The sequence below is a fragment of the Streptomyces griseofuscus genome (assembly GCF_014673495.1).
GTDB classification, from domain to species: Bacteria; Actinomycetota; Actinomycetes; order Streptomycetales; family Streptomycetaceae; genus Streptomyces; species Streptomyces murinus.
This window is the reverse complement of record NZ_CP051006.1, coordinates 1,766,086-1,786,856: the sequence shown is the minus strand read 5'-3', so window position 1 is coordinate 1,786,856 and position 20,771 is coordinate 1,766,086. Positions and strand designations below refer to the sequence as shown.

The window sequence follows — 20,771 nt, the reverse complement described above, 5'->3', positions numbered from 1 at the left end:
GGGCCCGGAGCTTCCAGCACATCAACGGCGCGTGGCTGGACCACGAACGACGGGCAATGACTGCCGGCATGCTCCAGGGCGGGCCTCACCGCCCCGCAGCTACCTGACTCGCCTTTCCGCACGTTCTGATAGCCGGATGCACCAACAGGGTGGCGCCGTCGTCCAGATGGCGGGCCACGGGCCGGCCGACGATGGCCACGGCGCGCAGGATGCCGGTCTCGTCGGCGGCGCCGACGGCGAAGATCTGCCCTGCGGGCGCTGGATGGTGGCGGTGCCAGGTGCGCACGAAGTCCTTCGCCTGGCGTGAGCGGACCGGGCCCAGGTGCAGTCGGCCCTCGCTCATGCCGCCGTCCCGTAGTCGGACTGCGTCGGCGCGTTCTTTGCGATGGCACGGGCAGTGATCGCCTTGGACGCGCGGGCGGACGCCGCGGACAGTTCCTCCGCCCCGGGCTCCCGGTACCACGGCCGTAGGTCGAGCATGGCGGCGCGCATGCCGGTGGCGAAGCAGAGCGCAGTTCCCTTGGGCAGGGCGCGGATGGCGTCGGCAGGCAGGATCCGCTCCTGCCGCATGCTGACGGAGGTCGACTTCCCTGACTCCGAGTACGAGGTGGACGTGGTCTCCACGTCGTGGTCGCCGATCAAGCGGCTGAGCTTGTCCGCGAAGTCCGGGTCGTCGATACCGGAGCCGATGACCTTGACGGTTGCGGCGGACCACATGGCGTCCATGCCCGCGTCTCCCCATACCTTCTGGCCCTGGCGGTAGGACTGGAGGATGGTGATCGGGATGATCCCGCGCGAGCCGAGGTGGGAGTACAGGTCCGGCAGGTCCGAGATTTTGCAGACGTTGGCGGCCTCGTCGAGGATCGCGAGCATGGGCGGGTCGAGCCTGCCTCCGGCGCGTTCGGCCTGCGTGGTCGCGGCCCGCATCACGGAGTCGGCGCACGCGGCGATCAGTGCGGACGCTCCGCCTCCGCCGTCCTTCGACAGCAGGTACAGGGTGTCGGTGGAGGTGACCAACTCGCTCGGCCGGAACTCGGGGATGTCCTTCTGCGGGGTGACCCAGGCCGCGATCTCGGAGTTCAGCAGGGCGGCGGCGTACTGGCGGGCGGTCTCGTAGATGCCGTCGCGCGTCTCCGGAGGGCCTTCGACCGTGCCCTTGAGCTGGGCGGCGACCGCGGTGAAGCCGTGGTCGCGCAGGATGTCGAGCGGGGTGCGGTCGGCGGGGAAGGCCAGCCACTGCATCACGTCGGTGATGGGCCGCTCGTCCAGTGCGGCGGCCAGGAACAACTGGCTCAGCACGTTGCTGCCGGCCTTGGACCAGAAGTCGCCCTGCTGGCTCGCGTCGACGGAGGCGGCGAGGAAGTGGCCGGCCAGCCGCCCGGCGCCGTCGAGTGTCTTGGCGTCCGCCAGGGGGTTCCACCACATCTCGCGGGCGGCGTGGGCGATCTGCTGCGGGTCCATCGCCCAGACCCGTCCCACCGCGGCGCGGGCGTCGAGGGTGGCGGTGAAGGCGTCGTTGGCTGCCTTGTTCGAGGTCAGCAGCACGGCACCGGGGGCGTTGAGGATGGAGGGGATCGCGAGCGAGGTGGTCTTGCCCGAGCGCGGCGCCATGATGGCGACGGCGACATCCTCGAACCCCATACGGACCTCATGCTTGGTGCCCTGGAGGTTGCCGAGGAGGACCCCGGTGTCGCGGGCCTCGATGCGCTTGGCATCCTTCAGACTCGGCCGCAGCGAACGGGCCTTGGCGGTCACGGCCTTGGTCATCAGCGGCTCGACGTCCGACCGCTTGGCCATGCCGGTGACGCGCTTCGTGCGCCCCCCGCCGGCCTTGTAGCGCTGGTAGAGGGTGACGGCGGTGATCCCGAGGGCGAGCAGCACCGCGGCGGGCAGGATGCGCGTGCCGATGAGGAGGGACGTTTCTCCCAGGCGGGGCCAGAGCCGGGCGGGGTGCAGGAGCGCCTGGACGGGCTGGTAGGGGGCGCCGGGCCCGGAGCCGGTGGCCCAGGAGGTGATCTGGCCGCCGAGCCAGGCGAGGTTGGACAGGGGGAGGGTGACGGCGAGGATCCCGAGCAGGATCTTGAAGGCTATGTCGTAGCCATCACCGGTGTTGGAGGAGGACTGGGTCAAGAGGGCTGTTCCGGAAGGGGAGTTACTGGACGGGAGTGCTCACCGGCTCGGCGCGGTCTCGATGCCGGGAAGGGCGTCGGGCGGTGGTGCGGGGGAGTGCCGCGGACGAGGCGGGAAAGCCAGGAGTCAGCGGATGCGGACGGCCGGCGTGGGATGCGGGCGGACCGGAAGCTCCGTCGTGGGACGTGGGACGGCTGTGCGGTGGGTGAGGAATTTGTGGGCGGCCGTGGGGATGGCGTCGGGTGACCGGGGCAGCGGGCTGGGGTCGGCGAGGGCGGTGGCGAACGCCGTGACCGCGGGGCGGGGGGTGTGGGCGCTGAGCACGGCGGACCACAGCGGTTCGCCGTAGACGCGGCAGCGTGCGTACCAGCCGGTGACCTCGTCGTCCCGGCGCAGGTCCCAGAGGGCGAGCTGATCCGGTGACTGGCGCTTGTAGTACGGGTTCCGGGCGTAGGGGCGGGTCCAGCCCGCGTCGGTCAGAACGTTGAAAGGGTCTTCGCCGGGCACGCGGTCCGGGTGGGTCAGGGCCTGGGCGAAGGCGAGGACCATCTCGGCGGGGGTTCGGGCCTCGAAGGTGGCGTGCCACAGTTCGCCGCTGGGCGGGGTGCCGACCACGGTCCACCAGGGCCGTTCCGGGTTGGGCTCCAGGCACAGCCGGATCGTGGTGTCGGGGCTTTCGAGGTAGGTACGCAGGCCGCCGGGCTCCAGCAGGTCGCGCCAGTGGTGCTGGCGCAGGTGCGTGGTGACGATGCTGGCCTCCCCGGCGCCGGCGATGTGACGGGGGGCGACCAGGACAGTGTGTTCGGTCAAGCGGGATCCAGCGGAGTGCGGTTCAGAGGACACGGCCCCGGTTGGCTTGGGGCGCGAGGTCTGTCGGGAGCGGTGTCGGGGACGGGGTGGAGCGGCCGGCGAGTCGGCGGACGCGTTCTTCGAGTACGCCGGCGACGTCCGCGGCGGCAACGTCCGTGGTGTTGCGGGTGACGATGTCCGGATCGCGGGTCGCAAGAGCACGCGGACCGTCGGTGCGCAGCACGGGTTCCGGGTTGGCGAGGGCCCTGGTGAATGCCGTGATCAGGTGGGGCGGCGCGTGTTCGCTGAAGCGGGCCTGCCACACCGGGCGGTCCGGTCCAAGGATGGCGGTGACGAACCATGCGCCCGGATCCTCAGGGCTCCCCGTGCGTTGGACGAACGCGGTGGCGTCGGGCGAGACGAAGCCGTCGTCCGCGTGGGCGGGCCACCAGCCAGCCTGCCGAAGCGGCTCGTACGGGTCCGAAGGTGTGCTCGCTGCGGGGGCCGGGTCGGTGAGGGTGTCGGTGACCGCGGCGATCAGTTCCACCGGGGTACGGGCGCCGAAGCTGGCGTACCAGGCGGGCCGGTCCGGCTCCTGGGCGTGGTGCAGGGTCCACCACTGCCCGTCGGGGTCGGGTTCCAGGCGAAGGAGGGCTTTTTGGTCGGGGCTGGAGAGGATGACGCGGGGCATCAGGGGGTCGTTGCCGTGGCTCCAGCCGCAGGCGCGGTGCAGGGGGACGGTGATCCAGGCGGGGTCACCGCCGCCGGCCAGGTGGCGCGGGGTGATGAAGTCGACCTCGACGGTCTCGGGGGCCGGGGGCATGTTCACATCCGTGTCGCAGTTCGCCGGCCGGGCGCGGTGGCCGGGGCGGGGACCAGGGGTGAAGGGGCTTTGCGGGCGGCCGTGTTGATTTCCCGGAGCGCCTTGCCGTGGGTGGCCCAGTCGTCGAGGTAGCTCCACGATTCGGCGTGATGTTCCGCGAGTGCGTCGTCGAAGTCCGGGGTGCCGGGTTTGGCGGTGGCGGGGAGGGCGTCGCGCAGGACGCCCAGCTGGTAGACCCAGCGGCTCTGCACGTGGGTCTCCGGCAGCTGGGCCAGTTGCGTTTCGGCCGTGGCCAGCAGGTGACGGGCGCCGTAGCGGAGCGGCTCGAATGCCTCGGCGGTGTCGGCGTCGCGCTGGCTGGCGCGTCTTCCGTAGGCGTGGTCGTCGTAGGGCCAGCCGTCGAGGTCGGTGTGTTCGTCGGAGTAGGCGTCCCAGGCGTCGAGGATCTTCTTGCTGTCGCTCACGTAATGGTCGAGGTGACGAAGGAGAGCGCGGTGGGCGCGGGGATCGGCGGAAATGGGAAAGGAGTCCTGTCGGTTCAGCGGCGGGCGGCCGGCTGGGCTGTGTGGGCCGGCGCCGGGGCCGTCACGGGCTTCGGCTGTTGCCTGCGGGCGGAGCGTGCCCGGGCGCGGAGCGAGTCGATACGGGCGGTGTGGGCGTCGACCACCTGCTGCGGGCGCAGCGGGCTGGGCTCCTGCACGGCGCTGTAGTGGCCGGTGCGGTCGTACATGCCGCGCTGGAGCGGGCTGCGGTCGACCAGCGCGGTGAGGAACGATCCGACGAGGTGGACGGGGACGTCCTCGTCGAAATAGGCGTGCCAGATGCGCGGGCCCGGGAACTGCCCGTCACGGGGCTCGCAGGTCTCAACGTGCCAGGACGACCGGCCACTGAATTCGCTCAGCGGGCGCAGCTCGATGTGGCACATGGAGTCCGGCGAGCGCGCCGTACCGTCCGAGTCGCGGGTCCAGTTAGCCGAGGTCACCGGCTGCCACGGATCTGGCTGTTGTGGCGGCGGGGCGATGAGGGCGTCGGTGAAGCCGGCGAGGACCTCTGCGGGCACGAGTTCACCGAACTCTGCGTACCAGCCGGGCTCGTTGACGCCGTGGGCGGCCCGCAGCCGCCACCAGGCGGAGGTGGCGGACTGCGGGTCGAACTGCAGGCGGTAGCGGTGATCGGGGCTGGCCATCACGATCTCGGCGCTGAGCGGGTCGGAGACAGTGGCCCATCCTGCGGCGGCCAGGCCGTGGGTGACGTGGCGGGCATCCCCGGGGCCGGCGAGGTGGCGGGGGTTGGTGTCGAAGGGGATCCGCCAGGCGTGCTGGTCGGCGAAGGCGGCGAGCTGCCGTTCGCTTAGCGGCACCGACCGCAACCCGGCTCACTCGATGCGGCGCTGACGATCGCCTTGCGCAGCTCGTCCAGGACGTACTGGAGCGTGTGCTGGTCGGTCTGCACCCACGCCGCGGCGCGCAGCTCGGTGACCAGTTCGCTGATCTTCTCGTTGCGCGGGGTGTTCGGGTGGCTCTGTACGGCGCGGGCGAGGGCGCGCAGGGTGTCGCCGAGCTGGATGGGCAGGCCGGTGTATTCGTCGAGGAGGGGCTCGACGAGAGCGAGCGCCTCCTGGGGGTCGGGGTTTTCGCGCAGGTATTCGGTGAGGCGGCACAGGGTGTCGGTCGCGGCGCGGATGGTGTCCGGGGTGAGTGCGGGCATCGGGCTCCTCGGGGTGGTGGGTGTGGTGGTCAGCGGCGGGTTCGTGCGCCGCCGGCGGCGGCGTGAGGACGGGTAGTGGCGCGCGGCCGGGTGCTTCGGACGCTGTTGCGGGCCCAGGCGGCGGCCCGGGCGGCCGTGATGCGGGCCTGCTGCCAGGCGCTGAGCTGGGAGGGCAGGACCGAGACCGACGTGACCGTGATCTGTGCGCTGTGCGGGACGCGTCCGCGCGGGCGCATGACGGGCTCGGGGCTGGCGAGCGCGGCCGAGAACGCTTGCACCAGGTGCATCGGCGTGGTCGACGTGAACTGCGCGGTCCAGCCGATGCCCTGTCCGTCCCGGGCGCCCGCCCACCACAGGGCGCGGCCGTCTGCGTCCTGCCGGAAGTGCATCCAGGCGAGCCCGTCGGGGCTGGTCGCGATGTGGTGCCGGCCTTCCCGGCGTGCGTGCCATTGCTGCTCCTGCAGCGGGGCCCACACGTTCGGAGCGTGGGCGGAGCGGGGCCGGGTGAGCTGGTCAGTCAGCCCCGCGATGATCTCCACCGGGGTCTGCCGGCCCAGGTGCGCAGACCACTCGCCGTTTGCCCCATCTGCCCGGCCGTGGATGGCCCAGCCGCCGGGAAGGACGTAGGGGTCGTAGGCGACGCGGACGGCGCGGTCCGGGCTCTCCATGTGCAGGGGGCCGCCCGTCTTGGACTTGTCCCGCCAGCCCGAGGCGCGCAGGAACTCCGAGACGTGCCGGATGTCGCCCCCTCCGGCCAGGGCACGGGGCTGGACGAGGTAGTGCTGCTCGGCCTGCTCGCCCAGTCCCCAGCCCTGCCACTGCTTCTTCTTCACCGGCGCCGCCGCACGACGAGCGGTGCGGGCACGGGGGGCTCCACCGCGGTGGTGGCGGGCTGGGTGCCGACGCGCTGGAGGGTGTCTTGGTGTTCGTCCAGGTCGAGGGTGATGTCGTGCAGTTCGTTGGAGGCACGGCCCAGAGCGAGCCACACCTCCGCGGGGAGCGCGCCGCGCTCTGCCTGGTCCTTGGCGAAGTGGCTGCCGGTGGCGACGAGGTGGGTGACGCCGACGAGGACTCCGGCGTCCGGGTCGAGAACGCGGGCGATGACCTGCGCGGCCTGGGGCGGGGGAAGCTGCGAGAGGTGGTCGGCGAGCTGGCCGAGCTGGCGGGTGATCTCGTCGGCCAGCCTCACCGGGTAGGGGGCGGGGTGGGACATGCTCCTCCGGGTCGGTGGACGGTCAGGGGTGGCGCTGCCCGACGCGCTGCGTCTCGGTGAGGACGGCCTCCGGGCGGGCGCCGGCCAGCGGGGTGGCGCGGTCGGGGCCGGTGGGAATGCAGGCGCGCAGATAGCGGCGGAACAGGGCGGTCGCGAGGCGGGGCTTGAGCCGGTAACTGATCGGCGGGACGGTGCGGGCTGCTACGGGTGTCTCCGGGAGTCGGGGCGGGCGGCCCCGGCATGACGCCGAGACCGCTCGGGTGTCTTACAGGGCGCGGCGGGCCGAGGCGAGGTACGAGGGCGAGCTGGCCGTCTGCGGGGTCAGTGCCGGCGGGATGCCGGGGGCTGGGCGCGGCCCGGTGCGGGTGCGGTGGTCGGCGGCTGCGTCGGGTGGGCGGCGTGGTTGCGGGCGTGCCGGATGACGCGCGCGGCCTCGCTCAGGGAGGTGGCGGTGCTGCCGAGCCGTGCGATGGGCTCGGGTTCCTCGCCAGATGCGGTGCTTTGGAGATCATTGGCGGCGATCCAGGCGCGGAGGATCACTTCTCTGGTCAAGGGCAGCAGCCCGTGCACGGGCGCAGCGACCTCGGTCAGGACCTCGGCTACCGCGGTGCTCGTCTTGGCGGCCGAGGCGCGCTCGGCGAGTTGGGTGAGGTAGCGCAGGGCCGCCTCACGTTCGCCGTCGGGCGTGGTCAGCATGTTCAGGGTGGGGTCGAGGTGGACGCTGTGGCCGGCGGCGAGCAGGGCGTGCGAGGCGGTGGTCGCTTTCAGGCGCTGCTGCTCGATGGGCAAGCCGTGCGGAAGACGGTGGTAGTCCCCGCGGGGACCGGCAGCGGAGAGGAAGCCGCCGGTGCGCTGGAGGATGTCCGCTGCCTGCTCGGTGCCGCCGATGGCCACGACCAGGCCGGTGCGGGGGTCCTTGGTGATGGTGACGTACTCCAGGACCCAGAAGTCGGGCTCCGCCTGGGTCATCGCGTCCTGGCGGTGGGTGTGCGGGTGCCGGCGGGGGCCGCAGGCATGGATGCCGGGGCTGAGGTGGGTGCGGTCCGGGCTGCGGGGTGCTGGAGGGCGGTGCCGATACCGAGCGCGTCGAGGCGCGGGCCGATCTCGCGCAGCGCGCGGGCCTGGGCCTGGGTGTCGTCGCCCTCCAGGCGGTAGATGCCGCTGTGCGGGTCCTGGATGAAGCCGTGGGCGAGGAGGATCGTGCCGGCCCGGTTGTCGGCGGGGGCGGTGGCGACGCTGCCGTCCGGCTGCCAGGTCAAAACGACCCGGTCCGGCTGGGAGGGCTGGATGCCGTCCAGGGCGTTGTGCCGGGCCTGGGCGAGCGCACGGTCGTAGCGGGCGAGCAGATCGCCGGCGACCTGCTCGGCACTCAGGAAGGGGTCGTCCGCCAGGGCGATGCCGTTGGGCTCGGGCACGGCGCGGTACGCCTCGTCGGGCAGGGCGCGCGGGGCGACGGCGGCGAGGAGGGAGCCGTCGCGTCCGTCGTGCCGATCCAGGAGGGCGAGCTGGGCGCCGTCGGGGCGGCTGAGGACGGCTGCATGCTGCAGGGGGTGTTCGGCGAGGGAGGCGGCGACCAGGTCCAGGTCCCAGATGCGGTCGGCGAGGTCGGCGAGGTCGTCCTTATCGTCGGCCGTCAGGTGGGTGCTGGTCCAGGTGCCGGGGAGTTCGCCGGCGAGGACGTCGGCGTAGGAGGCGAGGCGGTCGGAGGTGTCGTGGTCGTGCATGGTGTCCTTGGGCAGTTGCAGGGGGCTCAGCGGTGCAGGCGGGTGGCACCGACGGGCGGCGGTGCCGGGGCCGGCAGGGCACGCGGCGGGGGCGGGCAGGCACACACCGCGGAGCGTTCGGGCTCGTGGTCGGGAACCTGCCCGGTGCAGGCGCGGCGGCCGGGGTGAGGGGCGTGCCGGTCGGCCAGCTGGTTACGGGTGTGCGCGAGGTCGGAGTGGATGACGCGGACGTATGTGTCGGCGAGGTAGCGCAGGCGCCGGGCGGTGTGCGGATCGCTCGCGTTGCCGAGGCCGTCGAAGAACTCCGCCAGGGCGCCGAGGGTTTCCTCCACCCCGGCGAGGACGCCGTCGTGGGGCGCGGTGAGTTCGGTGAGGATGCCGGCTGCCTCGGCGGTGTCGGTGGCCTCGCGGAGGCGTTCGGCGAGGTGGGAGAGAGACGCGCCGAGCGTGGGATAGCGGGCGGGGCGGGCGTCGGTGTCGAAGGGCGCGTCGCAGTCGACGTGGTACCCGGCGGCCCGAAGCCGCCCTACGGCGTCGCTGGCGAGACGGGCCTCGTCGGCCTCGGTGAGGCCGGCGGGAGCGCGGTGGTAGGTCTCGTGGAGGCGGACGACCGCGATGAATCCCGTGCGTTGGAGAATGCTGTGTGCCTCAAGGTCGCCGCCGCGGGCGAGGAGTTCGTCGGAGTGCGCATCACGGCGGATGTCCAGGAAGCGGTCGGTGGTGCGGGGCAAGAAGGCGTTGCTCCTACGGAGATCTGTGGGCGGGGCGCCGGGGCGCGGCCGGTGCGGCGGCCCGGGGGCGGGCCAGGCGGGCCGCAGTGGTGTCCAGGTCTTGCTGAATCGCGTGGAGGCGGCGGGCGATCAGCTCGGCGGCCCGCGCGAACCGCGACCGCACCCAGCTCGACGGGCGGACGGCTGACTGGTGCTGATGAAGGTCGCGGGCTGTGCAGAGCAGGGAGCGCTCGCGGACCAGGTCGCAACGGCCAAGGCGGCGCGTGGAGGAAGTCATCGGCCGCCCCGGATATCGGCGGTGTGCACGAGCTGGCCCAGGGCGGTGGTGGTGTACCAGCCGCAGTCGATCAGCTCATCGCGGCCGGCGAACCGTGCGAGGAGAGTGTCCTCCATGGCCCGCAGGTAGATCAGGCAGTCCGGGCAGCGGCGGCGCGAGAGGTGCACGAGGTAGCGAGGGTGGGCGGTGACGTAGGACTGGGTGCCGCCGGTCGCGTCACGCAGTCGCCAGCCGTCCTCGTCGGTGGGGGTGTGCCAGGAAGAGGCGACGATGCGCATCGCGTCTCCCCACAGTTCCCCGCCGACCAACCCCTTGAGGACGATGACGGTGTCCCCGGCCTGGAAGTGGGCGTGGGTGATATCCCGGTTGGGAGTGAGCGGATCGGGGACGGGGGCGGTGGCGGGGGTGGGTTGATGTTCCCAGGACGGAGGGAGCACGCGGTTCCTTCCACACGATTGCTGGCGGGGTGGGAGCATCAATAGTCCGGAGAAACGCCGGTTTGGCTAACCGGCGTTTCCCGGCTATGTTGCCCCGCCGTCAGCGGAACGGGTTCTCTGTCCCGCGGTCCGCCTCGGTGGCGGCGTCGAGGAGTTCGAGCAGGTCAGTGCCCTCGGAGTCGCGCTGGTCGATCCACCATCCGGCGCGGGTGATGGAGCGGGCCTTCTCCTCCAGCTCCGCCCAGTCCGCCTCGTCCCAGGTGCCCTCGACGACGAGTGCGGTGTGCGCGGCCGTCATCAGCTGGTGGCGGGAGCGCTCGCCCCAGTCCAGGGCCTTGGCCGGGCCCTCCAGTTGCGGCATGTCGAACTGCTTCGCCCACGCGAGGGCTGCTTCCTGCTCTGCGGCGCGCTTGGCCGCGAGCCACTCCTCCTTGGACTCGGAGTCGGCGTCGCGAGCCGCCTTCCAGCAGTCGGTGCAGTCTTTCGACGCGAGCCAGCGGGCGAAGCCGGCCCGCTTGTCGGCAGGGCGATGGGACAGGTCATGATCCACGCGGTGGGAGCAGGCGTGGTCCACGGTCCAGTGCGTACGCACGGCCAAGATTTGATCTCCTCAAAAGGGGGTTGCAATGTGGGGGTTGCGCCCTGAGCAGGGCGTCTTGTGCCGGCCACGGAGCAGGCACCGGCGCCAGCCGCACCGCGACTGCTTAGCGGTGTCGGGCGGTGGTGCTGGCGCGGGGTGGCGGCGTGGGCGGTGTGGTGCCCACGGCGGGGCGCGGACGGGCGCGCAGCACAGGGGTGCGGTGCGGGGGCAGGACGGCGACGGTCGCGCCGAGGTCCTCGGCCGCCTCTTCGACTTCGCGGGTGAGGAACTCGATCTGCCGGCTCAACGCTGCCAGGCGGGCGGCGATCTGGCGGCCCTGCACGGTCTCCAGAGCGCTGGCGAACTGGCCGCTGATCTCCAGGAGTTCCTGCAGGCGGACCATGGGGCCGGCGGCGTAGCCGCGCTGGACGGCGCCGAGGAGAGCGTTCGATGCGTCACCGGCACTGTGGCCTTCGACGACGTCGCGGATGAGGTCCTGCAGGGACAGCTCCGGAGCCGGTGCCGGGCGGTTGAACCGGGAGAGGTCCGCGCGCAGCACGCCGGGCGGGACCGGAGCGGGCAGTGCCTTGCCCGCCTCGTACTCGTGGGCGTAGTGCCCGATCACCTGCCAGCCCGGTGCCCCCGGATCGCCGCGCAGCGCGACCACTGTCGAGTCGTCGTCCTCGACCAGGTAGGCGAGGGTGATCGGCTGCCCGTCGGCGGCGTACCACGACTCGGTCAGTTCCAGCTCGCCGCGCCTTTGAGCGGCCTGGGCCCTCTCGGTCCACAGCTGCTGTTCCTCGTCGGTCAGCGGAGCCTTGTGGCGCGGGCCGCCCTGCTGGTCGGCGAGGTTGCCGGCGATGGAGCCGTGGTCCGCCCAGGCGGCCAGGTGCGGCCTCAGGGCCGTGTGCTGCACGCGTTCGGCCGGGGAGCCGGGCGTGGCCGGGGGGTCGAGGGCCCGGCGGATCTCGGCTGTGGAGACGGCCAGGCCGTCCAGGACGGCCCGCCACCCGGCGAGGTGCCGGGAGGGGGGTAGCTCGTCGAGCGCGAGACGGGCGGCATCGAGGAGAGCTTCGGCGTGCGGGGCGAGGTGGGTGGCGTATGCCTCGACCGCCGCCTTGTCGCGGTGGGCTCGTGCGGTTGCCGCTGCGCTCGCGTTAATGGTTCGGCCGTGGCGGTCGCGTGTGAGGTCGAGCGCGGCCTCGGACTCGCAGTCGATGACCGCCATCCGCAGACGGAAGTCGCTTGCCGCGCCCGCCAGTTCGGGAGCGGTCGGCAAGGGCCCGTCAGGGGGCGGATAGCTTGCGGGTGTCATCGGGGCCGCCCGCCGGTTACGGCCGTCAGGTGGACGGTCGGAGCGGAGGTGGGCTTCGGCGGGATCGGCCGGCCCGCCGGCGGGGAGGTGGTGGGCGGTGCCAAGCGCTGCGTCGTCCGGCCGGCGGCGGCTTGGGCGAGACGGCTGCGGCGCTCCCGGAGCCCGTTGAGCCGGGCAGGGTGTGCCGGGCCGGCCGAGAGGGCCGGGTCGAGGCGGATGTCGGCCTGCACGGTGTAGCCGTGGCGGCGCAGGTCGTGGACGGCCTGGCGGGTGCGGCGGACTCCGTCGCGCTCGGGCTCACTGAGCCGGTACAGGCCGGGCGTTGCGGGAACGGGCTCGAACTGCTCGCGCTCCAGGAACCAGTGGGCGAGGTGCGCGGGCATGGAGGCGGTGAAGGAGGCCACGAAGCCGTGTTCTTCGTGGTCGCCGAAGGCGAAGTGGGTGCCGGGTTGCAAGGGGGCGGTGTTCTCCTCGGGGCGTGGGGAGGGGGAGGGTCAGGGGCGGCGGTGCGCGGGTCGGGCCGCGGTGAGGGGGCGGGCCGGCGCGGCGACGGGCAGGGCCGGGCGGCGGTGGGGTGCGCTGATGCGGGCCTGACGCAAGAACGCTTCGCCGTCGGTGAGCCAGGTCTCGATGGCCGGCCACGAGCGTGCTCGGCGCTGCTGATCCGGACCGAAGCCGCCGTGGACGATGTCGTCGACCAGGCCCTCGGCGTCGATCACGGCGTCGGCCAGACGGGCGAGGGCCGCGGCGTCGTCGGGCCAGGGGCTGCTCGCGGGCCGGCACCGCTCCAGCAGCGCAGGGGCGTGGTCGACGACGGTCAGGAAACGGTGCCAGGCGTGGTCGAGGAACAACTCAGTCGAGGCGCCGAGGGCGGCGGCGCTCAGCGGGGTGGCGTCGCTGTAGCGGCCGGAGGCGTTCATGGCCTGCCAGGTGTTGTGCTCGCGGCGGATGTCCCCGAGTACGGCGGCGATGGCCGCCGTCCGGCGGGCGTGGACGGCCTGCTCGTAGGCGGGGAGGTACCGGCTGGTGAGGGCCTGGGCCGCCGGTCCGGCGTACGGTGGCAGGACGATGCCGCGCGGGGCGTGGGGATCGCCGTAGCCTCCTTCGAGCCCTTCGGGCGAGAAGGCGCCTACCAGGTAGTCGAGTTGACGGCCGGGGCGCTCGATGAACAGCATCGTGGTGCCCTGCACCGCGTTGGTGAGAAGCGCGGCGTAGGGGATCCGCTCGCTGCGGACGGCGCGGCCGAGTTCGCCGCTGTCCCAGATCCAGGGGACCAGGTCCTCCTGCCAGGCGGGGTGCGAGTAGACCTCGACCGAGGCGTGCCACTGGCCGGGCAGGAGGCGGGCGAGATCGCGGGCGGCGTCGCCGATGAACCGGCGGCTGCTCATGTTCACACTGGTGCGGTGCCGCTTCGCACACTTGAGCAGGTCGACCACGGTGGTCTGGGTGCCGTCCGCGGGCAGGTGCCAGACGCCGTCGTCGTCCCGTTGGAAGCCGCTCTCCGCGAGGGCGGTGTGCGCCCACTGGTACCGCTCGCCCGATGCGACGGCCACGATCCCGGACTCCCGGCCGTGCGACAGGATGATCTGCGCCTCAGCCACGGACCAGGGCCTCGCTGTGCAGGACGGAGCGCAGGCTGCGGCCGTACGCCCAGGCGTGTTCGCGGGCCGCCGCCTCCAGCTGGTCGTATCCGGCCTGAGCCGTCATCTGCCCGTTCCACTTGCGGTACCGGTACACGGGGACCGGCAGCAGGATTCCGGGAGCGAGAGTAGTGACGCCGAGGGCCGCGCAGTAGTCCTCGCCCTGGACGAGGCCGCCCATCGGCGCGGCGCGCACGAGGTCGGTGGGGGCGAGGATCGTGGTTGGCCCGATGGGGATGGTGTCGGCCGGTGACTTCCAGTAGGTCCACACGTCACCGGCCTCGTGCCGGCCGGGCGGCGTGGGGCAGCGCCACAGGGTGGTCGACCCGTCGGGGTGCTGGTCCTCGCTCCAGCCCGCGCACCAGCCGACCCCGGTGGACTCCAGGGTGTTCAGCCGTACGGCCATGGCGTCGTTGGTGAACTCGTCATCGTCGTCTGCCCAGTTGGTGTACGGGGTGCGTACGTGAGCGAGGGCCAGGTTCCTGGCGCAGGCGGCGCCGACCTGACGGGGCAGCGCCAGCGTGCGGACACGGGGGTCCTGGGCGAGCGGGGCCGGCAGGCGCTCGGGTGAGGCGCCGTCGAGCGCGACCACGGCCTCCCAGGGCACGGACTGCCGGGTGAGGCTGGTGTGCATGGCGGTCAGGTATCCGAGGCGGTCCTCGCGCAGGCGGGTCGCGATGACCACCGTGATCAGGGGTGCGGGCAAGTCGTGGTCTCCGATGAGCGGGCGGTTCAGCGTCGCGTGGTGTTGCGCCGGGACGCGGTACCGGGTGCGGGCTGCGCGGGCCGGGCGGCCCGTCCGGGTTTGACCGCCGGTACCGGCAGGTGAAAAGCCCAGTGAGCGGTGTGGTCGCTGAAGTGAGTGCGCGGGTCGGTGTCCCAGCCGACGACCGGACCCCAGCCCGCCTGGAGCTGTACGTTGATGACTTCGATGCCCGTGGGGCGCAGGACATAGCCCCACTTCAACTCTTGGTCGGCCGCTGACCGTTCGGTGACGGTCATGCGGTCCGGCGGGGAGCCGTCAGGTGTGATCAGGAAGCCGTCGAGGGCCCTGCTGGGCCACTGCTCACCGCCGGTCAGCGCGGTGACGATCGCGGGCGGTGCACCGTCGAGGAGGTCGGTGCCCAGTTCGTCCCAGCCGATGGCCACGTCGTCGATGAGGTGCCGGGCCATGGCGTCCACATCACGGTCGAAGCGGTACTGGAAGGCGGCGAGGAGCAGAGGGAGTTTCTGACTCGGCTGGCCGTCGTAGTGGACGAAGATGCCGTCGTAACCGTCAGTCTTGGGGCGGGCTATGAAGGAGCTGGTTGACAGGGGGTGCCTCCTCCGGGAGGTGGTTTGGGGTCAGCGGGCGCGCTTCGGACCGGGCGTGCCGGGCGGTACCGCGGGAGGACTGGGCGCCGTCCGATCCTGGGGCGGTGCCGGCGGGCGCGGTGCGGGGTCGTACTCGGCGCGCAGGACCGTCAGGTCGGCCAGGTCGGCGAGGTTCAGCGGTGCCAGGACTTGACTGGCCGCGCTCATCAGCATCTTGGGCGGGCTCCCCGGCTCCGCAAAGCGATTGCGGCCACCCCGCCGGGCAATGGCCACCAGGACCTCGCTCACCGCACCCAGCGCGGGCTGCGCGGCGTCCAGGAGATGCTGGGTGACGGCGCTGACCTCGGCGGGCGTTTTCGCCGCGGCGAGGGCGGTGAGGTAGGGGTCGACGTCCGGTGCGGGCAGCGGCTGGTCGGGCAGGGGGTGGTCGGCAAGGAACGGCTTCGCGTCGCGCTTCGCCCACCGCAACAGGTCGCTGCGGGTGGCGGTGCCGTAGCGTGCGGCGGCGATCTGGTCGGCGTCACGGCCGACGTTGTCGTACAGCTCGAAGTCGGGGTCTCTCAGTGGGAATCCTCGGGGAGAACGTTCAGTGAGGGCGGGCAAGGCGATGCATGCGCACGGCCCGCACTATCGACGTACTGCGGACGACGACTGCCGCGCGCTGGCGGGCCTGCCGGGTGCCGCGGGTGGCGGGTGGCGGGTGCGGGTGGTGGCCTGGCGGAAGTCGACGCCGATGCCGTCGGCGGTGAGCGGGCGTGCGACGCAGATGCGGGTACCGCTCGGGATCGGGATGGCAGGCGACGAAGGAGTGTGTGGACGCGACGGAGTCAACGTGTACGTCGCGGCGCCGCCAGCGGGAGGCCAGGCGCGGCAGACGCCGGCGTACGGGAAGGGCCGGCGGGGGACCGTGGCGTTGCAGGCGCCGGGGACAGGGCCCGCATCCGGTCTTCGGCCACGTACAGGACTTCCCCGGCCTTGCGGATATCGGCGGCGGCGTCGGCGAGGTCGTACGACAGGTCGAAGCCGTCGTCATCCTCGGATTCCTTGGCCTTCTCACCGGCTGCCTCGACGAAGTCGGCGAGCCGCTCCAGGAGGCCGTTGATCGGATCCCCCATCTGGTGAAGCAGGGCGGCGACCTCCGTATAGGAGGCGGTCCCGGTGAGGTGGTCGGTCAGGGCGAGGATGGCATCGCCGTAGACATACGCGGGGGCTTGGCCTGTGGTGCCGGTGTGACTAGGTGCGGGGTGCTGCGGGGTGGTGGATATGAGCGGGTCTCCGGTGGGCGCGAGGAGAGAGGGGAGCAGTCCGAGCTGGGCGAGGCGGTGGTCGATCGCCTCGATCAGGGGTTGGACGCTGCCGCCGTGGCGGGCTTCGGGCCGCTGGGGAACACCGGGGCCGGTGGAGGGGGCCGAGTCGTAGATGACCTCGAACAGCGTCTGGTCGTCGGGGTGCTCGCGAGTGGCGATCCAGCCTTCCGGGTCTCCGGGTGGTCGCTCGGAGGACGGTTCGTGCGGCGGGCTGATGACCAGGTAGCTGTCGTCGGGGAGCGAGACGCGCACGAGGTAGGCGCTGAGGCCGAACTCGATGTCACACATCAGCCCGCGCTGCCGCAGCGGCGTGGTGATGTGCGCGTGGCGACGCCGCAGCTCCTGCCACCACGGCGTGTGCACGTCGCGGTGGTCGGGAAGCGGCGCGAGGGGAGCCGCGGAAGCAGCTGAGGTGTTGGCTTCGTCAGCGGCCACGGCTTCTCCTGCGGGCCGCTGGTGTCGGATGGGGCGGAGGCGTCCGGCGGGAGAGGTCGGCTTCGTACTCGGCGTAGGCGGCGATCAGGTCATGCTCCAGCTGTGCTTCCCGTTCGGCGGTCTGCGCCATGTGGTTGTCGTGCTCGGCCTGGCGCTGCTGGTGGTCGGCCCGGTCGGTGTCGCTGATGTGGTCGGAGCGGTTCAGGGGTCTCCTTGCGGCCTGGATCAGGTTCGCGGCTATCGGTGGCGACCGTTCGGCCCGGGTGGCGGAGGCGTCGGGCTCTGCTGCGGGGGAGATGAAGGGAGGAAGCGGTGGGCGGGCGCCGAGGTGGTCGTTGAGTTCTTTGGCTGCTCCTCGGAGTGAGTCCGAGGCGCGGCGCAGGTAGGCGCGTGCTGTGGCGTGGTCCGAGACCATGTGGTTCGTGAGGTAGTCCCGGTCAGCGGGGTTGGCAGACCGGAGCAGCGCGAGGGCATGCTCTGCGGTTTCGGCAAAGTGCGGTACGGCGTGACTCGGCATGGTGGTGGCCGTCGCGAGGTGGGCGAGGACGGAGTTGCCGGCGCGGGTCGTGCTGTGGCTGCTGCGGGCGAAGTCGGCTGTCAGCTGGAGGACATCGCGGGAAAGGACCTGTGCCTCGGCGGCGTGCTGCAGCAGCTCGGCGTACGACGGCGTGGCGGGCACTCGGCCGGCGTCGTCCAGCAGGTGTGTCTGCTCGGCGGCCGAGCGGAGTCTGGCCTGCAGGGCGTCAAGCGAGTCGATCAGGTGGAGAGTGGCGGTGCGGGGTATCAGCTCGCGACGCGGGTCGGAACTCATGGGCTCCTGCTTTCAGTGCATGCGGGCATCGGTGTCGAAGAGCCGCAGTTCGTGGCTGTGCAGGAGGTGCTGCACGATGAAGCTCCGGCCGGCGACCTTCCACAGGCCGCGCCCGCGGTTGAGGTGCGCGATGGCGTCCATTTCGACGGAGGTCAGGCCGAGCAGGGACGCCGCGGCGTGGAGCTGGTCGGTCTCCTGGCGGTAGATGATCCGGGTGGAGCAGTCCGCCAGGAGGCCCTCGGCCAGGGCGCGGCCCTGTGAGCCGGCGTCGCCGGCGGTGAGCAGGTCGGAGAGCCGGTGGATGACCATGAGGTTGGCGATGCCGAGGCCGCGGCTGAGTTTCCACTGGGCCTGCATCCGCTGGAGCAGGCCGACGTGCCGCATCAGGCGCCATGCCTCGTCGTACACGATCCAGCGCCGGCCGCCGCCGGGGTCGGAGAGGGCGGATTCCATCCAGGCGCTCGCGCAGGTCATCGCGAGGACGAGGGCGGTGTCGTCCCCGGAGCCGCCGAGGCGGGAAAGGTCGATGGTGAGCATCGGTGCGCTGGGGTCGAAGCTCACGGTGGAGGGGGCGTCGAACATTCCGGCGAGGTCGCCGTGGACCAGGCGTCGCATGGCGTGGGCCAGGTCGCGGGCTGCGTCGCCGAGTTGGCCCGACATCATCCCTGCGGCCTCGTCGAGTGCGTGGGGGTTGTTGAGGGTGGCGGCGATGTCGCCGAGGAGCGGGGTGCGGTGTGTGTCGGCGGCGCGGGTGACGACGGCATCGAGGGCGACGTCCAGGGCGGTGTGTTCCATGGGCATCAGGTCCCGGCCCAGGACGGTCCGGGCGAGGGAGCCGAGCAGGAGCAGGCGCCGTTTGCGGATCTCGCCGGCCCAGTCGGCCTCCGTGACGCTGCCTGGGCGCGGGGCCGCGTCCAGGGGGTTCAGGCGTCCGGGCAGTCCGGGTCCGAGGGCGACGGACCGGCCGCCGAGCGCGTTCGCCACCGGCGTCCATTCGCCTTTCGGGTCGCATGGGACGTAGACGCGGTATCCGAAGGCGATCGAGCGCAAGGCGAAGGACTTGGCGAGCGCGCTCTTGCCCTGGCCGATCACTCCGGCGAGCAGGAGGTTGGGGTTGGTGAATCCCTCGACCTTGCCGTACAGCGCGAACGGGTCGAAGACGAACGACGCTTCCGCGTGGACGTCGCGGCCGATGTAGATGCCCTCGGCGCCGAGCCCGCCTTCGGCGAGGAACGGGTACGCGCCGGCGGCGACCGCGGTGGTCATGCGGTGTGCGGGCAGCTTCAGCCGGTTGTGGCGGGCGGAGGCGGGCCCGGGCCGTCCGCTCGGGGGGTAGAGCGGAGCGGGCATCTCGTGCTCGGCGGGTGTGCTCTCGCCCTGGTGGGCGCTGGCTTCGGCGCGGGCCTTGGCGGTGGCTTCGGCGAGCTGGCGGCGGGCGGCCTTGCGGCTGGCGCGGTCGGTGCCGTGGGGGGTGAACAGCGGGCTGGCGGAGGCGCGGCGGGCGCGGCGGGCGGGCCGGTGGCTCATCGGGGGCCTTCGATTCTGCGGGTGGTGCTCATCGCACGCAGGCCGTGGTGTGCGGGCGGAGGTCGGTGGGGGTGGTCTTGCGCCGGATGCTGTGTCCGGCGGCGAGGTGGCGTTGGCAGATGGTCAGCACGGGCGGCCCTTCGGGCAGCCGTTCCGGATGGCACGCGCTCGTCTCGGTGTCTGCCTGGCCGGGGAGCAGGTGGAAGGCGGCATGGATCTCGGTGGCGGCCTGCCACAGGCGGGTGTGCGCGGTGGCGAGGTGGCGGCCTGCTGCAGGATGCGGAGGCCGCGCTGCCTCGGCCAACTGGTCGATGAACCGGTGTAGTTCGGTGAGGTGGGCGTGGAATGTGTCGAGGTGCCCGCGATCCGGGGGCGCGGCATGGTCGAGGGCCCGAGCGTGGTGGCGGACGCCTGCGGTGGCGGCCCGAAGGTAGGGGTGCGCGTCGGGCGCGCTGGGACGGGGAGGGATCAATGGGAGGTCCTTGCCGCCAAAAAGGGGCGGGAGCGGGGTGTGGGGGCGAACCGGCAGTTACAGGGTGGTGCGGGCCAGGGGGAGTGCGGCGACGGCAAACGCGTCGGGCTGCTGGTAGTTCAGCCGTCGCAGGTCGACGCCCGAGGTGACGGCGTGGGTCTCGATCTGGGCGCAGGCGGCGTCCAGGAGGGAGTCGGTCTCGGCGGTGATGGTGACCAGGCCGGTCAGGGCGACGTCCGCGTGCCCGGCGATGAGCTGGCGCTCACGCTGTTTGACGTCGGCGTACTCGACGGAGTCTTCCTCGCTGTCGACCTGCCCGCGGCGGGCGCGCTCGTTGGCGTCGGCGATGATCGCGGCCTTCTTGCGCTGGACGTCGCGCAGCGCGGACTCGAGCCCCTGCGGTACGTAGATGAGGGAGAGGCTGCGTCGCACGCCGGCCGTGAACATGAGCCCGTGCAGGAACCCGGCCCCCATTTCGGTGCGCGGCCAGTTCTCCACCCAGTACGTCGCGTGCCGCGCGCTGTCGGTGGCGAGGCGGTCGTACTCCTCGACCTGCACGACGGGACCGGCTGCCGCGGGATCGGCCTCGGCGCGGCCGGTCTGGGACCACTGCTGGAGCGCAGCGAGCGCTCTCGGGTCGTAGGCGGTGCGAACGACGGCGGCGATCTCCCGCGCGCTCAGCCACCCGGTGACCATCAGGCCGGCGTTGCGGACTGCCTGGGCGATGGACGCGGTGGTCTGCTCCATGACGGTGAACGCGCCGGGCAGCCCGCCGCCGGCCTGTGAGATCAGGCGCCGGGCCGCCTTGAGGTCGAGGGAGATGGCGAGGTAGGTCTCGTGCGGAGCGGCGGTAGGGCCGGCAGAGGCGACCAACTCGGAGTAGATCTGCCCGGCGACCGGAGTCTGGGGCTGCCCGTTGTGGGTCCAGTGGCGGGTGAGTGTGTCACCGCTGTCGGGCACGGTGCGCTCCAGCACCTGCACGGTGGCGACATGCCCGGTGCGGGCGATGCCCGCGAGCGCACGGCCCCAGCTGCTCACGTTGTGGTTCTGGGTGGCCGGGTCGAGAAGGGCGAAGGCGCGGCTGCTGACGCGGGCGATGGCGGTCAGGGTCTGCTGGTGCGGATCGTGCACGGCCGCGGCCCCGTTGGCGGAGTCGCCGGGGGTGACCACTTTGAGGGAGGCGGCGGTGCCGGGCAGGTGGAGGACGCCGTCCTGCCGTGGCCGGGTGACGGGACGGGCGAGCCAGAGTGTCTGGCCGGTGCGTCGGCGGTGCGCGTACCGGGTGACGATCGGTGCCCAGTCGATGAGGGAGCGGCCGTGCCGGCGGATCGCGACGAGTGCACCGGATGCCGCCCACAGCGGTGCCAGGGCGAGGGCGCCGAGCAGTCCGGTGGACATCACCGTCATCAGCAGCAACGCCAGCGTGCAGGAGACCAGGGTGAGTTGGGGCAGGGAGAGGCCGAGGAGGATGCCGCGGCGGGACCGGTGTGGGAACTTCACCGTGACCGGGGCGACGGAGAGATCAGTCATGGGGGCGGG

At 72.3% G+C, this 20,771-nt stretch carries 25 protein-coding genes; all 25 read right to left on the bottom strand.

Going from position 1 to position 20,771, the window contains the following annotated elements; translation table 11 throughout:
* Positions 1 to 85 precede the first annotated feature (85 nt).
* On the bottom strand, positions 86 to 343 hold the full coding sequence (locus HEP81_RS07940; protein WP_243279328.1) for an XF1762 family protein: 258 nt from the start codon (positions 341 to 343) through the stop codon (positions 86 to 88).
* A complete protein-coding gene (locus HEP81_RS07935) occupies positions 340 to 2,130 on the bottom strand; it encodes a type IV secretory system conjugative DNA transfer family protein (RefSeq protein ID WP_037661069.1) in 1,791 nt (596 codons plus the stop codon). Before HEP81_RS07935 ends, HEP81_RS07940 begins: the two co-directional genes overlap by 4 nt.
* A gap of 126 nt (positions 2,131 to 2,256) precedes the next feature.
* Positions 2,257 to 2,940: an SPDY domain-containing protein gene (locus tag HEP81_RS07930; RefSeq protein WP_051850512.1), complete on the bottom strand. Its 684-nt coding sequence runs from the start codon at positions 2,938 to 2,940 to the stop codon at positions 2,257 to 2,259.
* A gap of 22 nt (positions 2,941 to 2,962) precedes the next feature.
* Entirely contained in the window at positions 2,963 to 3,742 is a 780-nt protein-coding gene (locus HEP81_RS07925) for an SPDY domain-containing protein (RefSeq protein ID WP_037661072.1), read from the bottom strand.
* A gap of 2 nt (positions 3,743 to 3,744) precedes the next feature.
* A complete protein-coding gene (locus tag HEP81_RS07920) occupies positions 3,745 to 4,206 on the bottom strand; it encodes a hypothetical protein (protein WP_190275962.1) in 462 nt (153 codons plus the stop codon).
* Positions 4,207 to 4,280: 74 nt separating this feature from the next.
* Positions 4,281 to 5,102 carry an SPDY domain-containing protein gene (locus HEP81_RS07915; RefSeq protein WP_037661080.1) on the bottom strand — a complete coding sequence of 274 codons (822 nt, stop codon included), beginning with the start codon at positions 5,100 to 5,102 and terminating at the stop codon, positions 4,281 to 4,283.
* Entirely contained in the window at positions 5,093 to 5,449 is a 357-nt protein-coding gene (locus tag HEP81_RS07910) for a hypothetical protein (RefSeq protein ID WP_037661083.1), read from the bottom strand. The genes HEP81_RS07915 and HEP81_RS07910 overlap by 10 nt, the downstream gene beginning before the upstream one ends.
* A 29-nt stretch (positions 5,450 to 5,478) precedes the next feature.
* Positions 5,479 to 6,282 (bottom strand): SPDY domain-containing protein, encoded by an 804-nt coding sequence (locus tag HEP81_RS07905; protein WP_037661085.1) that lies wholly within the window; start codon positions 6,280 to 6,282, stop codon positions 5,479 to 5,481.
* Positions 6,279 to 6,662 (bottom strand): hypothetical protein, encoded by a 384-nt coding sequence (locus HEP81_RS07900; RefSeq protein WP_037661088.1) that lies wholly within the window; start codon positions 6,660 to 6,662, stop codon positions 6,279 to 6,281. Before HEP81_RS07900 ends, HEP81_RS07905 begins: the two co-directional genes overlap by 4 nt.
* Positions 6,663 to 6,983: 321 nt before the next feature.
* Positions 6,984 to 7,631, bottom strand: coding sequence for a hypothetical protein (locus HEP81_RS07895; RefSeq protein WP_037661090.1), 648 nt, complete (start codon positions 7,629 to 7,631; stop codon positions 6,984 to 6,986).
* Positions 7,628 to 8,386 (bottom strand): hypothetical protein, encoded by a 759-nt coding sequence (locus HEP81_RS07890; RefSeq protein WP_037661092.1) that lies wholly within the window; start codon positions 8,384 to 8,386, stop codon positions 7,628 to 7,630. Before HEP81_RS07890 ends, HEP81_RS07895 begins: the two co-directional genes overlap by 4 nt.
* Before the next feature lie 26 nt (positions 8,387 to 8,412).
* A complete protein-coding gene (locus HEP81_RS07885; protein ID WP_037661093.1) occupies positions 8,413 to 9,117 on the bottom strand; it encodes a hypothetical protein in 705 nt (234 codons plus the stop codon).
* A 273-nt stretch (positions 9,118 to 9,390) separates the two neighbouring features.
* Complete coding sequence (locus HEP81_RS07880; RefSeq protein ID WP_037661095.1) at positions 9,391 to 9,831, bottom strand: hypothetical protein; 441 nt, start codon at positions 9,829 to 9,831, stop codon at positions 9,391 to 9,393.
* Between the two features lie 100 nt (positions 9,832 to 9,931).
* On the bottom strand, positions 9,932 to 10,429 hold the full coding sequence (locus HEP81_RS07875; RefSeq protein WP_243279327.1) for a hypothetical protein: 498 nt from the start codon (positions 10,427 to 10,429) through the stop codon (positions 9,932 to 9,934).
* Positions 10,430 to 10,535: 106 nt separating this feature from the next.
* Positions 10,536 to 11,726, bottom strand: a complete 1,191-nt coding sequence (locus HEP81_RS07870; RefSeq protein WP_106980028.1) for a hypothetical protein — start codon at positions 11,724 to 11,726, stop codon at positions 10,536 to 10,538.
* Complete coding sequence (locus tag HEP81_RS07865; RefSeq protein WP_037661097.1) at positions 11,723 to 12,181, bottom strand: hypothetical protein; 459 nt, start codon at positions 12,179 to 12,181, stop codon at positions 11,723 to 11,725. Before HEP81_RS07865 ends, HEP81_RS07870 begins: the two co-directional genes overlap by 4 nt.
* Positions 12,182 to 12,220: 39 nt before the next feature.
* On the bottom strand, positions 12,221 to 13,327 hold the full coding sequence (locus HEP81_RS07860; RefSeq protein WP_037661099.1) for a hypothetical protein: 1,107 nt from the start codon (positions 13,325 to 13,327) through the stop codon (positions 12,221 to 12,223).
* On the bottom strand, positions 13,320 to 14,060 hold the full coding sequence (locus tag HEP81_RS07855; protein WP_037661170.1) for a glycosyltransferase family 2 protein: 741 nt from the start codon (positions 14,058 to 14,060) through the stop codon (positions 13,320 to 13,322). Before HEP81_RS07855 ends, HEP81_RS07860 begins: the two co-directional genes overlap by 8 nt.
* A gap of 38 nt (positions 14,061 to 14,098) precedes the next feature.
* Complete coding sequence (locus HEP81_RS07850) at positions 14,099 to 14,539, bottom strand: hypothetical protein (protein ID WP_421673926.1); 441 nt, start codon at positions 14,537 to 14,539, stop codon at positions 14,099 to 14,101.
* A 171-nt stretch (positions 14,540 to 14,710) separates the two neighbouring features.
* Complete coding sequence (locus HEP81_RS41385; RefSeq protein ID WP_051850514.1) at positions 14,711 to 15,283, bottom strand: hypothetical protein; 573 nt, start codon at positions 15,281 to 15,283, stop codon at positions 14,711 to 14,713.
* Between the two features lie 224 nt (positions 15,284 to 15,507).
* Entirely contained in the window at positions 15,508 to 16,422 is a 915-nt protein-coding gene (locus HEP81_RS07840; protein ID WP_051850515.1) for a hypothetical protein, read from the bottom strand.
* Entirely contained in the window at positions 16,412 to 17,233 is an 822-nt protein-coding gene (locus tag HEP81_RS07835) for a hypothetical protein (protein ID WP_243279321.1), read from the bottom strand. The genes HEP81_RS07840 and HEP81_RS07835 overlap by 11 nt, the downstream gene beginning before the upstream one ends.
* A gap of 12 nt (positions 17,234 to 17,245) precedes the next feature.
* Positions 17,246 to 18,760 (bottom strand): VirB4 family type IV secretion system protein, encoded by a 1,515-nt coding sequence (locus HEP81_RS07830; RefSeq protein ID WP_037661102.1) that lies wholly within the window; start codon positions 18,758 to 18,760, stop codon positions 17,246 to 17,248.
* A gap of 28 nt (positions 18,761 to 18,788) precedes the next feature.
* Entirely contained in the window at positions 18,789 to 19,232 is a 444-nt protein-coding gene (locus tag HEP81_RS07825) for a DUF6238 family protein (protein ID WP_078967616.1), read from the bottom strand.
* Positions 19,233 to 19,289: 57 nt separating this feature from the next.
* A complete protein-coding gene (locus tag HEP81_RS07820; protein ID WP_037661107.1) occupies positions 19,290 to 20,762 on the bottom strand; it encodes an SCO6880 family protein in 1,473 nt (490 codons plus the stop codon).
* Between the last annotated feature and the right edge of the window lie 9 nt (positions 20,763 to 20,771).